Raw genomic sequence first — 14,452 nt, 5'->3', positions numbered from 1 at the left:
GCGAAGTTGCGTAGCCACTAGCGAGGTGAGACCATGCTGGCCCGCAGCCTCCTCCTGCTGACGCTCTTCCCTCTGTCCGCCTGGTGTGCCCCGGTCGCTCCCGCCCTTGACTTCACCAAGGTCGGCATCTACGGCGTGGACTACGACTTCCTGAACTTCACCAACTACAAGCTCGCCAGCCCCGACGCCGCCCCACGCTATGCGAAGGCGATACACGAGGCCAAGCAGCGCGGCCAGATCGTCACGGCGGGTCTGTACACGTGGGACCGCGTCAGCCACAAGAAGCCCCTGGCGCAGGTCTTTGCCGATACCGACAAGATCCTCGATGCCCTCGACCTGCGGGAGGTGGACCTGCTCTGCCTGAATGAGGAGGAAGTGGACTGGCAGGGCGGCTTTGACTACCTCAACGCCATCTACGACCACGTGAAGAGCAAGTACGGCGGGCCGGTGTACCAGTGGTACTCCATGCCCATGGGGCCGCGCTGGGACCAGAAGGCTGACGGCTGGATGCTCGACGCCTACGGCATGGACTACGCGACCTTCCGCCGCCACCTCATGCGCTTCCTGGTGCTGGGCAAGCCGGTCGTCGTGTGCGTCAATGCCACGCCGGGCGTGAACACGTTCCAGTGCTCGCAAGAACAGGTGCGGGTGTGCGAGGAGTTCAACGTCCCGGTCTTCTACTTCGGGGTCCACAGCAAGCTGGGCAGCGTGAACTACTGGCTGAGCACCGACCACCCCGAGACGACGCGGTGGCGTTCGTGGGTGCTGGAGGTCATCCGCCACTGCCACAGCCTGCAGCCTGGCACGCTGCCCGCGCCCGAGGCGCAGTTCTCGTACGCCGACCCGGTGGAGTTGGCCGGGGACATGCAGAACCTGGCGCACTTCACCGAGGACTTCGCCACCGACCGCTTCCTGCGCCAGGCGACGATCCACGGCTTCATGGACCTCGCCTGGTCAGGCCAGGACAAGTCCCTCGCCCTGAAGGCCGCCACCCAGCCCACGACCGCCGACCTGACGTACCACTTCACCAGTCCCTTCGCGCTCAAAGCCCCGCGGGTGAAGGTTGAGGGCAGCGGATCGGTGAAGCTCGCGCTGTCCGCGGACGGCCGTACCTGGACCGAGAGTGACAGCTTGCCGAATCTCTCAGGCCGCAACTTCTGGACCCGGATCACGCTCCAGGCCGCCCCCGGGCAGCCGTCGCCCGCCGTCCGTGCCGTCAAGGTCACCAGCGGTTTCGAGGGCCCCGAGCCCCGTGCCATGTCGCTGCTGCCGGTGGTGAAGAACGACGAGGTCTTCAGCGAGCGCCCGGAGGGGGACGTGATCTATCGCGACGACTTCCAGGCACCGCGCTACCTGCACATCGGGGAGGTGGTCGGCGGCCAGGACCTGCAGTGGCAGCCGGGCGCTCTCAGCGTCCAAGGGGTGGCGGGGCGCGGGGTGCGCGTGGAGATCAGGCAGCACTTCGCCTCGGAGCGACCGCTCAACCTCACGCGCGCCGCGCTGACGGGGATGAGCATCGGGGCGCTCGGGGGGCATCATGAGCTGGCGTTCTCGCTGGACGGCAAGACGCCCCTCGCCTCCGCCACGTCGGCCAGCAAGGGCCGCGCCTCGGACGGGCTGTTCTCCGGGGAGCTGTCCCTCGACCTCGCCGCCCAGCCTGGAGCCCAGGGCGTGACGGGCTTCTGGCTGCACCTCACCATGGTCAACGGTGCGGCCAAGGCGACCAATGTGTCCAGCCGGCTGAGCAAGCTGGTCCTCACCGGCTCCCTGGTGCGGTAGCTCAATGGGCCGCGATGAAGTCGCGGATCCATTCGCACTCCGCCGTCGCGATGTCCAGCTCGCAGGCCGACAGGACGTTGTAGCCGTCAATGCGCCCCTGCTGCCACAGTCGCAGCATCGTCTCATACTGCAGCTCGATCTTGTCCAGCGGGTTGGCGCGCATGGCCCGGTAGTCGCGGATGTAGCTGCCCACGCTGATCTGCTTGCCGGGGAAGACCTCATGACAGCGGTCCACGTGCTGCTCCAGGTTGGGGATACCATCCACGCCCATCCACAGGCTGATCACATCCACGAAGGGCAGGAAGGGCTGCCAGTAGTCCTGGTCCAGTTGCGTGACATACACGACGATCCACAGCTTCAGGTCGGGGTTGGCGCTGTGGAGGGCCGCGCTGATCTGCTCGGGCACCTGCGTGCCGTAGCTGCCGTACTCGAACATGCAGGTGGTGTCATCAATGAACCCGGCGGTGACGTTGGGGAAGTCCAGCGACAGGCGGCTCACCAGCTCGGCCTCGGCGATGGCGACCTCGGGGCGGCTGTCGCGCCGGCTCTTCCAGGCGACATCATAGAAGTCGTCCGACAGTCGCTGCTCCTGCAGGACCCACTTGGAGATGTCCACGGCCACCTCGGCCTTGTCGGACAGCTTGCGTAGGGCCAGGGGCGTGGTGGGGTGGAAGATGAAGATCGAGCGACTCAGGCCCAGGAACGCGGCCGCGTCGCCGACCCCGAAGATGGACGGCGGCACGCCCGGGTCCGTCCCCTGCCCCTCCCACGCCCAACCGACATCGGCAAAGCGCAGACTGCTCATTGTGGCTCCCTTCCGGCCTGACGCGCCCGCAAGCGCACTCTCAGGTCTGCCTTCATCTTCTCTTCCTTCTCGATCACATTCTGGCACCAGTCATACACTTCGGCCAACTGCTCGGGCGGCACCACCACAACCCCGAGCAGGTCGCCGTAGATCAGGTCGCCCGGCCGCACCACGACCCCGCCACACTGAATGGGGAGGTTCACTTCACCCAGCCTGTCGCCGGTGCCAGCCCCGGGGGTGATGCCCGCGGCGAACAGCGGGAAGCCCAGTTCGATGACCTCGGCAATGTCACGCACCGCCCCATCAATCACTGCCCCTGCGATGCCCTTCGCCATCGCCTCCATGCTGCAGATCTCGCCCCACATCACGGCCTCCAGGAAGCTCTGGGCGTCAATGACTATCACGTCGCCGGGCTGGGCGGCGCTCAGTGCCAGGCCGGTGGCGTAGGTGCCGCCGGGGTAGGCATGGGCGGTGCAGGCCGGCCCGAAGGTCTTCATGCTCGGGTCCAGCGGCTTGATGGTGTGGCGCATGGTCCGGTTCTTGTGTCCCATGCGGAACATCGCGTCACTGATGGTGGCCGTGGACATCTCGGCCATGGCGGCGATCATTGCGTCGGCATTCATGGGCTTCTCCTCGTGACGGCGTCACACCGGTGACGGCGGCCGCTGCTCGGCCAGCGCCGGGTCGGCGTTGCGTTCCATGTGGGCGATGAGGCGACGGTGCAAGTCGGCCGCCACCTCGGCGATCTCGGCCTGTGTGTAGACCGGCCGCAGGTCGCGCGGCGACCACTTCTCCCCCTGCCACAGCTTCAGCCCCTCGGCCAGGTAGCCCCGCTGCCGCGTCCGCCATGGCACGAGCAGGTCCACCAACTCGTGCGGGTCGTGCCGCAGGTCGAAGAGCTGGTAGCGCCCGATCTGCGGGAACCACGTCAGCTTCCAGCGCTCGGTGCGCACGGCCCGCTGCGTGTGCCGCATCGGCCCGCCGTGGACCTCGGGGCTATAGAACTCGCAGAAGACCTCCTCGCGCACGCGCGCGACTTCCCCGCGCATCAGCGGGACGAGGCTGAAGCCATCCGCGGCGCTGGCCGGACGGGGCACACCGGTGAGCTCGCACAGCGTTGGGAACAGGTCCACATGATGCACGAGCGCCTCGGACCGCCCGCCAGCGGGCAGTCCCCGGCCGTCTGCGGGCTGGCAAGCCCGCGCTCCTGCGGCGATGATCAGCGGCGATCCGAGGCTGTGGTCGTACATGCTCTCCTTGCCCAGCAGGCCGTGGCTGCCGATGGCGAGCCCCTGGTCGCCGGTAAACACGATGACGGTGTTGTCCAGTTGTCCCGTGAGCCGCAAGTGCCCCAGCAGCCGTCCGATGTGGTAGTCCATGTGGCCGATGATGCCATAGTACCGCGCCCGGTAGCGCCGCATGGCGGCTTGCTCGCGGGGCCAGTTCTCCAGCAACTCGTCGCGGATCAGCATGTCCCCGTTGTCGAAGGGGTGCTCGGGCATGAAGTTGGGCAGCAGCGGCATCGCTTCGGGATCATACATCGAGGCGAATGGCTCGGGGCTGTCATGCGGGTCGTGCGGCGCGGTGTAGGACAGGTAGCACAGCCACGGCCGGTCTCCGGGGGCGGCTGCGAGTTCCTCCAGCGCCGCGTCGGTGAACAGCTCGGTGGTGTGCCCCTCCACCTCCGTGTCGCCTTCGCGGAACCGCATGATGTGCCCGAAGGTGCTGTAGTCGTTCAGGTTGTCCATGTAGCCCACACGCCGCGTCACGTCATACCCCCGGTCGCGCGGGTGGCCGTCGTTGTGCCACTTGCCCACATGGATGGTGTGGTACCCGGCGGCCCCGAAGGCCTGCGGCAGCAGCGTCAGCTCGGGGTTGATGGGCATCCCGAACCACGGGACCTGGTTGGTGAAGGAGTTGCACCCGGTCAAGATCTCCGCCCGGGCGGGCGTGCAGATGGGCGTGGTGCAGAAGTTGCGGCTGAAGGCCACGCCCCGGCTCGCCAGGTCATCCAGGTTCGGCGTGTGGATGTGCGGCTGCCCCAGCGCGTGGATCGTGTCGAAGCGCTGGTCGTCGCTGAGAATGAACAGGACATTGGGTGGGGGCATGTTGCTCCTCGCTCAGGGCTTGACGGCGGCTGTCGCGCGCGCGCCATCCTCCCCGATGGCCACGGCCTGGAACTCGTACGGCTGGTCGGGTCGCAGGAACCACGCGGTGACGCTGTGCCGGGTGTCGAGCCGGTCGGACAGCGGCGTGCGGCGCAGGCCCACGCCCTCCTCCCGGAAGCACACCTGCGACCGGCACGGCCGACTGGTGGTCCAGGTGATGATCGCCGAGGGCTGGGCCGCGGCGAAGCCCTCCTGGGCCGGCTGCATCTGCACCCGCAGGTCGCTCATCACTAGCGGCGCCCGCGCCGGCGGGCCGGCCGGTGGCGGGGTCTGCCCGGTCCAGCACGGCGCTCGGTCGGGCCAGCGGTAGGCGGGCCCCGCGCCGGTGAGGCTCGTCGCCTCACGCACCGCCACCCGCAGCGTCTTGCCGGCGGCGTCCCGGCGGACGATGGCCATCTCGCCGTCCAGCGTGACCGGCCCATACGTCCGCGTGGCCGCACCCGTGTGGGAGATCAGGATGAGGTCGGAGCCGGACTGCGACACGGTCTCTCGCGCCATCGCCGCGACGCGCTGCACTTCGGCCTCCGGTATGCGGTAGGCCTCGAACTCGCGCAGTGCAATCCGCCCGCCGCTGGCGCGCTCGACCGCCACGCTCAGCCGCGTGCTGCGGACCGGGTCGAAGACGGTCTGGCTGACGCTCCCCGCCCGCCACTCCGTCCTCTGGTTCAGCGCGTCCTTCCACGCCTGTCCGTCCCATGCCTGGATGCTCAGCTTCTCGGCCGCATAGAGGGTCGTCGAGCCGTTCCAGGTGCCATGGTGCAGGACGACCGTGTTGACCTCCGTCTCCTGCCCCAGGTCCACGGTGAACCGCCCCGTCAACAGCACCCCCGGGGCGTACGGGCCCGAGCTGAGCGCCCCCCCGATCTTCTCGGGTGCGAGGTCGCCATCGGTCAGCAGCGCCGACGTCGGGGCGACCTGCCCCTGGCTCACCTCGGCCAAGCCCGGCTTCCCCAGCGCCAGGTTCGTGCCCAGTTTCGGTGTCAGTTCGTCGGCAGCATGCTTCGGCCGCGTGATCTTCCAGTCCACCTGCAGCCCGAGGGCCTCGTGCGCCGTCACTGCCTTGCCGTCCTCGGTCACGGGCAGGGAGGCCACCTGCACCTCGGCCGTGGCATGGGCGGGCACGGGGAAGAGCACGTCGGCATAGCTCTGCGGCAGCGGCCCCTCGCGCCGGTACGCCACCACCGGCGCCTTCACCCGCTGGAAGCAGCCGCTCGTCACCATCCATCCCAGCATGGCCGCGCGCTCGAACTTGCCGTCCGGCTTCATGTCGGTGTCCTGCGCCGCCACCATCTGCGCGGTCAGGCCCTCCGTTGCGGCCGGAATGACCTCCACGTTGGCGACGTTCGCCTCCGTCGAGCGGGCGACGAGACTCTGGGGGTCGAGCTGCACCGTCGCGGCCTGCGTCTGAGTCCGTCCGGCGAAGTGGAAGAACTGCTCGGACACGTGGCTGCCCTCACCGGTGAGCTGGTCGCAGAGCACGAAGTAGTCCGGCGCCTCGCCCACGCGCTTGACGAAGATCATCTTGCGGCGGTGGGTGACGCCGAGGTCACCATACGCGCCCTGCGCGCCCTCGACCAGGTCGAAGCCCTCGGTGCTGGCCCAGTCGCACGGCAGCATCGGCGCCTTCGCCGCGCCGCGCGCCTGGTCGCGCCCATCCGCCTCGATCGTGTTGTGCAACGCCCCGCGATAGCCCCAACCCAGAAAGTAGTCGCCCGTGTCCGCCAGCAACGGCTTGCCGTAGCCATACAGGTCGAAGTGCCCGGCGTCGTTGTGGGCGTGCCCCATGCCCTGGGGGGTGAGGTCGAAGTACAGGTAGCGGGCCTCGTCCGGCTCCCAGCCGCTGCGCATGACCGTGTAGCCCGAGCCGGGGAAGGTCTGGGAGCACCGCGCCGGGGCGGGTCCCGTCGCCCCCTCGCTCATCGCCAGCGCCGCCTGCAGCCGTGCGTACGGGTCGGCGACCGCGTTCAGCTTCGCCTGCTGCTCGGGCGTCATCTGGCTGTGGATAAAGGAGATGAGGAGCTGCCGCGTGTGCCCGTCGCTCCAGTCCGGCCGCCCGTACGTGTCGCCCACGTTCGGCAGCGCTCCGTTGGGCATGGCGAGCCGCAGCATCAGCTCCAGCAGCTTCCCCACCTGCGTCTTGACCATCCCCGCCATGGCCGTGAAGTCCCCGCTCTCCGGGTTGGCCTGCAGGAACTCCAGGCAGCGCAGCGACCACGGCACCGGCACAGTCTGGTAGGAGATGGACTGCGTATCCCACGCCCCCTCGGGGGAGGTGCGATTGATGAGCGCGAACCGCAGGTTCGCCTCCCCCGACTTCAGCCACGTCTTGGCCTCGGTGAACTCCGGGAGCAGCACCGCGGCGTAGATGAGCCCGGGGTAGGAGACGCCGTCATACTTCATCAGCTCGCGCGCGGAGGCGATGAACACCTTCCAGAAGGCCAGGTGCATCTCGGGCGTGAGCGACGGCGAAGCCCGCACCACGTCATACGCCGCGAGCAGGTTGCTCAGGCGGTTGCGCATCTCCATCCCCGAAGGGGTGATCTCGCCCTTGTTGGTGTAGCCGTACCAGGCGGGGACTTGCTGCGACCACCGCCGCACGGACTCCCCGACCTCTACTGCCAGCTTCTCGTCCTTGTTCTCGCGGTACAGCCCGGCGAGGGAGTTGAGGTGGTTGAGCTGGTTGACATACAGCATCCAGCTCAGCCCCCCGCTGGGGTTCTTGAGCCACTGGATGTCGGCGCCCAGGTCGTACGTCTCCTGCTTGCCGAGGTCGTTGTTGCTCTCGGTGAAGACATGCTTGAGCCACTGGGCCGCCTGCTCGGGCGAGGTCTTGCCCAGCACGCACATCGAGTTGCCCTCGCTGATGCCGGGGGCCTGCGCCGGGGGGATGACGGGCCGGGTGCGGGTGGCGAAGTGCCGCACCAGCAGCCCCTGCGCCCGCGCCAGATCATTGGCCTGCAGCGCGGCGGCGAATTCCTCAAGACCGGGAGCCCGCGGGTCCACCAGCCGCAGCACCTCCGCCTGGCTGATCTCCTGGTCTACAGGCACGAGCGACCGGGTCTGGGCGGGGGCCATGGCAGTCACCGTGAGCATGCACAGGCAGATGAAGAGGCGCGGGAGCATCAGGCTTCACTTCCTCACAATCGCGGCGGTCCAACCCTCCGCGATCCGCAGCTCGGTGTAGGTCTTCCCGTCCTGTGTGACTGTCGGCGCTTTGAAGTCGGGCACTTCCCGGCCCTCGTCATTGAAGACGTGGACCTCATGGGCGCTCTGGTCGCCCCAGCCGAACAGCCCGCTGCGGTTGGTTACGATGCGTTCTTGGCCGATGATGAACCCCTCGTGCAGCTCCACCGGCGTCGTCGGGAACATGTGCTGCGTGAGGGTCGGGGTGTCGGCCCAGACGCTGGCGGCATACCAGCTATACAGGCAGCCGAAGTCGAGCGCGCTGGTCATCCAGCGGTAGGCGTCAATCTCCTTGCGCTCGCTGATGTGGTCGCCCAGGGCCACCGGGCTGTACAGGACCGCCCGCAGGCAGTTGCTGATCGAGGCGGTCTCCACGAAGGTCTGGTAGTGCAAGTCAGCCATGGTGCGCGTGTGCGGTGCACCATTGGCCATCAGCGGCCCGCGCGCCATGATCCGCTTCATGTTGTAGACCAGGAACGGCTGGCTGGCGAGTGTCACCGAGGTCTTCTTGCGGACCAGCTTGCCAGTCTGCGGGTCAATGTCGCCGCTGCAGCCGTCCCACGGCTCGCCATAGTGGTACTTGTAGGCGCTGTAGGCCAGCTCGTCCCAGTACACCCCATCGGCCTTGCACACGTCGAAGATCGCGTCAATGTTCTTGCCGATGTCCCGGCCGAACTGGTTGTCCAGCGTCGGCAGGAAGATCCGGTCGGCCGGTTTGCCGTAGTTCGCCTGCTCGCCGTTGGCCAGCAGCGTCCGTGCGTCCGCGTACTTCGTCGGCGACTCGTCACCCACGTCAATGTAGCAGTGGAAGTAGACCTGGGTCTTCACCTCCGGGCACAGCCGCCGCACGCGCTCGTTGTGCCGGGCGTAGTTGGACAGGTCGAGCGCCTGGAAGACGGTGCCGTGCGCGTAGTTGCCCTTGTACCGCGGGTAGTCAATGCTGGCGCAGACGACGTTGGCGCTCTTGTTGCGGATGAACTGCACCAGCTTCTCGTCGCTCCACTGCTCCACGTCGGGCTTGGCCGACAGGAACGCGAACATCTGCGTCAGCGGGAAGTTCACGTTGCGCAGGCGGCGGCAGGCGTTCACGAAGTCCCAGAAATCCGGCCGGTCGGTCGGCACGATGGCCCACTCGGCCGTGTACGTCCCGCCGGGCTTGAGCACATACGTGTTGTCTGCCAGGCCGAGCACGCCGTCGAGCGCCGAGTTCATCACATGCACCTGGAACTCGTCATTCAGTGGCAGCAGGCCGACCCCGCTCTTGCCGGTGACGGCGAAGCTCGTGGGGTTGGCCGGCTCCATCATGGTGATGTTGCCCGAGGCGGGGCTGATGCCCGCACACCAGGCCCGCTTCACCTTCCCCTGCAGGTTGACCGTGTGCCGCTGCATGAGCGGCAGCGGCTCGTTGGTGCGGTTGCGGAAGGTGTCCTTCACCAGGATCCACTCGCCGCGCGGTTCGACCTCGCGGCTGTGGTCGAAGTACTTGTTCGAGCCTGTGACCCACTGGCCGTTGGGCGTCGAGAAGCGGCTCTCGCACACGAAGCGTTCGGGGCCGAGGGTCCAGGCGACGGTGGACTCGGTCATCTCCGTGTGCCAGTCGTGGGAGGCCGGCGGCCGAGGCTCGTACACCGGCAGCGGCCCGGTCGGGGCCGGTCGCTTGGCCACCGCGGGCGGCGGCGGGGTCTTGAGGCGCAGTTGCAGGTCCACGATCTCCAGGTCGCGCGTGCTGGCCGGGTCGGTGAGGCTCTTGAGCAGCAGCGTGTTGTCCCCTGGCTTGAGCAGGTCGCCGATACGGAATTCCCACTCCTGGGTCTTGATGCTCTCGACCGGGCCGTACTGCTCGTGCTTGTCATACGCCTCGAAGTCCGGCGCATAGGGCACATACGTCGTGCCGTCGGGGGTGATGAAGTTGTGCTGCCGGCCGCTGCGCAGGGCCACGGTGATCGGCTTGTTGGTGACGCGGTCGGCCCCCAGGACCGTACCATTCACTGAGGTGCGCAGGGCGAAGGTGTACCCGGCGACCTTGGGGCTGATGACGCGCGCCTTCAGGAACAGGAAGGCTTCTTTGCCTGCCGGCACAATGGGCGCGGGGAATGTCAGCTCCTCGGCGCCCCCGGCCTTGATCTGCAGCGCGGGGCGCAGGACGATGGCTTGCGGAGGCGGCGCGCCCTTCCCGGCCACATCGCCCAGCACCGCCGCCATCAGCGACTTCCGACTGTAGACCCACGGCGTCGTGGAGACCGTCATGTACGTCTCCTGCGCCGGCTCAGTCGAGTCGCAGTCCGAGATCGCCACCTGCACGCTCAGCGGCACGTTCGCGGCAGGACCGCTGAGCCCCAGCAGCGCGAACGGCGCCAGCGCCTCCATGGTCCAGCCGCGCGGCGTCTGCACGGCCGCGAACTTGACGCTCGAGACGTCCAGGCCCTTGGGCTGGTAGCAGTACACCTCGGGCTTGATGTCCACCAGCAGGTCGCCGGTGCGCTTGAAGTTGCCGGGGCTGAAGGCGAGCTGGAACTGACCCTTCCCGAACGTGCCGCGCCCCGGCTCCGCATCGGGCGCCAGGTCTATGAACCACTCGATGTGGTCGCCCTGGTAGAGCTTCTCGTCGCGCTGCTGCTGCAGCACGACATCATCGGTCACCTCGGCGGCCAGATACAGGCCCTCCTGGCGCCAGGCCAGGTGGAGGGTCGCACCCAGGTCGTCGGGGCCGATCCAGGTGGTGGCATTGTGCGTGGCATGTTCCTTACCGCGCACCTCGAGGGCGTTAGGCACCCCGGCCCATTCGTCCAGGTTGCCGTCCACGGCAATGGGCGGATCGGGCTTGAGGGGGATGACGACCAGGTCCTGAGCGGCGGCCAGACCGCAGGCCAGGAGCGCGAGCAGCGCCAGAGGGGTTCTCATGGTGGACCTCACAGCATGTGCGCGGCGAAGTGACTTCAGGTTCCCCCGCCCCCCGTGTCAGTCCTGCCTGCGGCGCAGGTCCGGCCCGCGGCGATACGGAAACGTTCTCCACTGCCGCCGTCCCGAGGTGATCCGCATGCGACTGCTGCTCGTCCCGTGTGTCCTGCTGCTGTCTGTGGCCGCGGCCCTCGCCGCTCCGGCCCCCGCCTACTACGTCTCCCCCACGGGTAACGACGCCTGGTCGGGCAAGCTTCCGACCCCCAATGCCGCCAAGACCGATGGACCCTTCGCGACGCTCGTCGGCGCCCGCGACGCCATCCGCCAGTCGCGCCCGGCCGGGCCACAGGCCGAGTGGACGACCGTCTACATCCGCGCCGGCAAGTACTGCCTGCCCGAGACCCTCGCCTTCGGGCCCGGGGACAGCCGCCTCACCTTCGCCGCCTATCAGCAGGAGAAGCCCCAGATCATCGGCGGTCGGCTCCTCACCGGCCTGAAGCCGGGACCGAACGGCGTCTGGTCCGTGGCGCTGCCGGAGGTGAAGGCCGGGACGTGGAACTTCCGCTCGCTCTTCGTGGACGGCAAGCGCATGATCCGTGCGCGCACCCCCAACTTCGACCCCTCCGACCCGTACCGTAAGGGCTTCGCGTACGTGGGCAAGGACGACAGCGCCTTCGGCGTGGCTGTGGGCTGCATCCACAACGTCGGGGACTGGATGGACTACAACGTCAACGTCCCGGCCGCGGGCGAGTACACGTTCTGGATGTACTACGGCGCCCTGAACAAGCCCTTCGGCAACGAGAAGATGGATGGGCGCACGGCGATCAGCGTGGATGGCGGGGAGAAGATCCCCCTGGTGGACCTGCCCGACACCCCGACCTGGGCGGCCTCGCGCTGGGGCAAGTGCGCCACGCTTACGCTGACCGCAGGCGCGCACAAGCTCCGCTGGGAGAACCTCAAGGGCGGCGGGCTGGACCTGGAGGCCTACGTCCTGTCTGATGACCCAAACTGGAAGCCCGTGGACGAGAACCTGCCGCCGGTCGCGGATGGCAAGCACATGCTCCTGATCCAGGCCGAGAACTTCGTCGCCTACAACGGCCCGCAGCTGCAGGTCAGCACCTCCGGCCGTGGCTACAAGGACAAGTTCGCCTACAGCCTCGGCGACCTCAAGCCCGAGTGGGCCCAGGCCCCCGAGGCCGAGGTGCATATCTTCCAGACCGGCAACTGCCGGGCGTTCAAGGAGATCTGCTGGCTAGACAAGATCGTCCCCGAGGAGCGCTACGTCTACCTCAAGGGGCCCGAATGCTCCTCCGACCTGCACCGTGGCGACCGCTACTTCGTCGAGAATGTCCGCGACGCGCTGGACGCCCCGGGCGAGTGGTACCTCGACCGCGCGGCGGGTGTGCTGTATCTCAAGCCCCCCGCGGGTTTCAGCGCCAAGTCCGAAGTCATGGCCCCGACCTGTGAGCGGATCATTGAGGCGATCGGCGACAAGCCCGTCCCCGGCGACAAGATGGTCTACGGGCTGAGCTTCAAGCGGCTGACCTTCCGGGGGGGTGACTGGAGCTTCGAGGACGGCTGCCGCGGCTACGGGATGGGCCTCAACGGCGTCATCTACCTCAAGGCGCCGATGAAGTGCGAGGTCCGCGACTGCGCCTTCCTCAACATTGGCAAGGACGCCGTCTGCCTCGAAGCCGGCGAGGAGAACTCGCTCACCGGCAACGACATCACCGACAGCGCCGAGGGCGGGATCAACCTCAACGGCACGAATGGCACCGAGGTCTCGGGCAACCACATTCACCATCTCGGCCAGGTCTACAAGCACAACGGCGCCATCACACTGCAGAACGGCGCGAGCCGCAACCACGTGGCCGAGAACGTGGTCCATGATCTGACCCGCTACGGCATCACGATGAAGGTGGCCGGCTTCGAGAACGTGATCGAGTACAACCGGGTGCTGAATACCAACCTGGAGACCTACGACACCGGCGGCATCGAGGTCACGCAGCAGAAGCGTGATGAGCGCAGCGGCAGCAAGATCATCGGCAACATCGTCGGCGACACGATCGGCTACTCCACCACGGCCGACAAGCCGACTTTCCTGTCGTGGAGCATCTACCTCGACAGCTTCGCCGGGGGCTATACCGTCACGAACAACCTGTGCTACCGCGCGCAGTATGGCGGCATCATGTTCCAGGGCGGCAAGGACAACCTCGTCACCAACAACATCCTGGTGGACGGCCAGGTGGCCAACGGGCACATCAGCAACTTCGCGGACAACCAGCGGGGCTGCGTGCTGGAACGCAACGTCTTCAGCCTCGCCAATCCCAAGGCCCTGCTCTTCTCGGCCGGCAAGCTCACCCCGGAAGTCATCCGCATGGGCTCGAACCTGTACTGGTGTTCCGGCGGCGATGACCCGGCCGCGGGCTGGCGCAAGGCGCTGCAGGGGTGGCAGGAGCGGGGTCTCGACCAGGGCTCCGTCGTCGCCGACCCCCTATTCGTCAACCCGGCGCAGGATGATTACACTCTGAAGCCCGACTCCCCGGCCTTCAAGCTGGGCTTCCAGAAGCTCGACCTGGCCCGCGTGCCGCGCTGCAAGTGCCATATCCTCAAGCTCGCGCCGGTCTACTTCAGCAACGGCCCCTGGCCCACCGAGGGGGCACGGCCATGAGACGGCGCGCCTTCCTCGAAGACCTCTTCGTCGCGGGAGCGGGAGCCATGGCCAGCAAGGAAGTCTGGAGCGCCTCACCCCTGCCGCCCCTGGCCCGCCGCCCCTACGGCGGGACGGGCCTTGACCTCTCGGTCATCGGCCTGGGCGGCATCGTCGTCATGAACACCGAGCAGGAGCAGGCCAACGACATCGTCGCCTGGGGCGTGGACCGCGGCGTGAACTACTTCGATGTCGCCCCGACCTACGGCAACGCCCAGGATCGCCTCGGCCCGGCCCTGAAGCCCTACCGCGACCGCTCCTTCCTGGCCTGCAAGACCACCAGGCGCGATGCCGCCGGCGCGCGGGCCGAGCTGGAGAACTCCCTCCGCGTCCTGCAGACCGACCACTTCGATCTCTACCAGCTCCACGGTCTCACGAAGATCGCGGAAGTGGAGCAGGTCTTCGGCCCCGGCGGGGCCATGGAGACCTTCACCCGGGCGCGGGCTGAGGGCAAGGTGCGCTACCTGGGGTTCTCGGCCCACCATGTCGAGGCCGCCCTGCTGGCGATGAACACGTTCCAGTTCGACAGTGTGCTCTTCCCCTTCAACGCGGTCTGCATGGAACAGGGGGACTTCGGGCGGCAAGTGCTGGAGGAAGCGAAGCGCCGCCATATCGCGCGCCTGGGCCTGAAGGCCATCGCCTGGAGCCCTGTCGTCAAGGGCGAGCACCGCAAGTACCCCAAGTGCTGGTACCTTCCGCAGGACGACACTGCGCTGGCCGGGCTGCTGCTCCGCTACGCCCTCGGCCTGCCGATCACTGCCACCGTCCCGCCCGGCGATGCCCGCCTGTTCAAGCTGTGTGTCCGCCTCGCGCAACGCTACCAGCCGCTCACGGCGGCGGAGCGCCAGGCGTTGCTGTCCGCCATCGCGACCATCGAGCCGATCTTCAAGCACGAAAAGAGAGACTGAC

General features: G+C 67.7%; 8 protein-coding genes. 3 read left to right on the top strand and 5 right to left on the bottom strand.

Features of this window, described 5'->3' with window-relative positions:
• Positions 1 to 33 precede the first annotated feature (33 nt).
• The gene (locus tag LLH23_17925) at positions 34 to 1,779 is read left to right on the top strand and encodes a hypothetical protein (GenBank protein ID MCE5240347.1); all 1,746 of its coding nucleotides are present in this window, start codon (positions 34 to 36) and stop codon (positions 1,777 to 1,779) included.
• Between the two features lies 1 nt (position 1,780).
• On the opposite strand, the gene LLH23_17920 is transcribed toward LLH23_17925, so the two are convergent.
• From LLH23_17920 to LLH23_17900, 5 genes are read right to left on the bottom strand one after another with little or no spacing between them, the layout of a single operon-like run.
• Positions 1,781 to 2,584 carry a hypothetical protein gene (locus LLH23_17920; GenBank protein ID MCE5240346.1) on the bottom strand — a complete coding sequence of 268 codons (804 nt, stop codon included), beginning with the start codon at positions 2,582 to 2,584 and terminating at the stop codon, positions 1,781 to 1,783.
• A complete protein-coding gene (locus tag LLH23_17915; GenBank protein MCE5240345.1) occupies positions 2,581 to 3,207 on the bottom strand; it encodes an RraA family protein in 627 nt (208 codons plus the stop codon). Before LLH23_17915 ends, LLH23_17920 begins: the two co-directional genes overlap by 4 nt.
• A 21-nt stretch (positions 3,208 to 3,228) precedes the next feature.
• The gene (locus LLH23_17910; GenBank protein ID MCE5240344.1) at positions 3,229 to 4,692 is read right to left on the bottom strand and encodes a sulfatase-like hydrolase/transferase; all 1,464 of its coding nucleotides are present in this window, start codon (positions 4,690 to 4,692) and stop codon (positions 3,229 to 3,231) included.
• A 12-nt stretch (positions 4,693 to 4,704) separates the two neighbouring features.
• On the bottom strand, positions 4,705 to 7,875 hold the full coding sequence (locus LLH23_17905) for a heparinase II/III family protein (GenBank protein MCE5240343.1): 3,171 nt from the start codon (positions 7,873 to 7,875) through the stop codon (positions 4,705 to 4,707).
• A 6-nt stretch (positions 7,876 to 7,881) separates the two neighbouring features.
• Positions 7,882 to 10,836 carry a hypothetical protein gene (locus tag LLH23_17900; protein ID MCE5240342.1) on the bottom strand — a complete coding sequence of 985 codons (2,955 nt, stop codon included), beginning with the start codon at positions 10,834 to 10,836 and terminating at the stop codon, positions 7,882 to 7,884.
• Between the two features lie 136 nt (positions 10,837 to 10,972).
• Between LLH23_17900 and LLH23_17895 the strand changes: the two genes are divergently transcribed.
• Positions 10,973 to 13,504, top strand: coding sequence for a right-handed parallel beta-helix repeat-containing protein (locus LLH23_17895; protein ID MCE5240341.1), 2,532 nt, complete (start codon positions 10,973 to 10,975; stop codon positions 13,502 to 13,504).
• Positions 13,501 to 14,451 (top strand): aldo/keto reductase, encoded by a 951-nt coding sequence (locus LLH23_17890; GenBank protein ID MCE5240340.1) that lies wholly within the window; start codon positions 13,501 to 13,503, stop codon positions 14,449 to 14,451. Before LLH23_17895 ends, LLH23_17890 begins: the two co-directional genes overlap by 4 nt.
• Position 14,452 lies beyond the last annotated feature (1 nt).

The organism is bacterium, from assembly GCA_021372615.1.
Classification (GTDB): domain Bacteria; phylum Armatimonadota; class Zipacnadia; order Zipacnadales; family UBA11051; genus JAJFUB01.
The sequence above is the reverse complement of the archived record's forward strand: the minus strand, read 5'-3'. Positions and strand labels throughout refer to the sequence as shown.

What these genes read in the sequence shown, in the direction of transcription:
- LLH23_17915 (MCE5240345.1), bottom strand. Translation starts at nt 3,207, where the DNA reads ATGAATGCCGACGCAATGATCGCCGCCATGGCCGAGATGTCCACGGCC.
- LLH23_17900 (MCE5240342.1), bottom strand. Translation starts at nt 10,836, where the DNA reads ATGAGAACCCCTCTGGCGCTGCTCGCGCTCCTGGCCTGCGGTCTGGCC.
- LLH23_17925 (MCE5240347.1), top strand. Translation starts at nt 34, where the DNA reads ATGCTGGCCCGCAGCCTCCTCCTGCTGACGCTCTTCCCTCTGTCCGCC.
- LLH23_17890 (MCE5240340.1), top strand. Translation starts at nt 13,501, where the DNA reads ATGAGACGGCGCGCCTTCCTCGAAGACCTCTTCGTCGCGGGAGCGGGA.
- LLH23_17905 (MCE5240343.1), bottom strand. Translation starts at nt 7,875, where the DNA reads ATGCTCCCGCGCCTCTTCATCTGCCTGTGCATGCTCACGGTGACTGCC.
- LLH23_17895 (MCE5240341.1), top strand. Translation starts at nt 10,973, where the DNA reads ATGCGACTGCTGCTCGTCCCGTGTGTCCTGCTGCTGTCTGTGGCCGCG.
- LLH23_17920 (MCE5240346.1), bottom strand. Translation starts at nt 2,584, where the DNA reads ATGAGCAGTCTGCGCTTTGCCGATGTCGGTTGGGCGTGGGAGGGGCAG.
- LLH23_17910 (MCE5240344.1), bottom strand. Translation starts at nt 4,692, where the DNA reads ATGCCCCCACCCAATGTCCTGTTCATTCTCAGCGACGACCAGCGCTTC.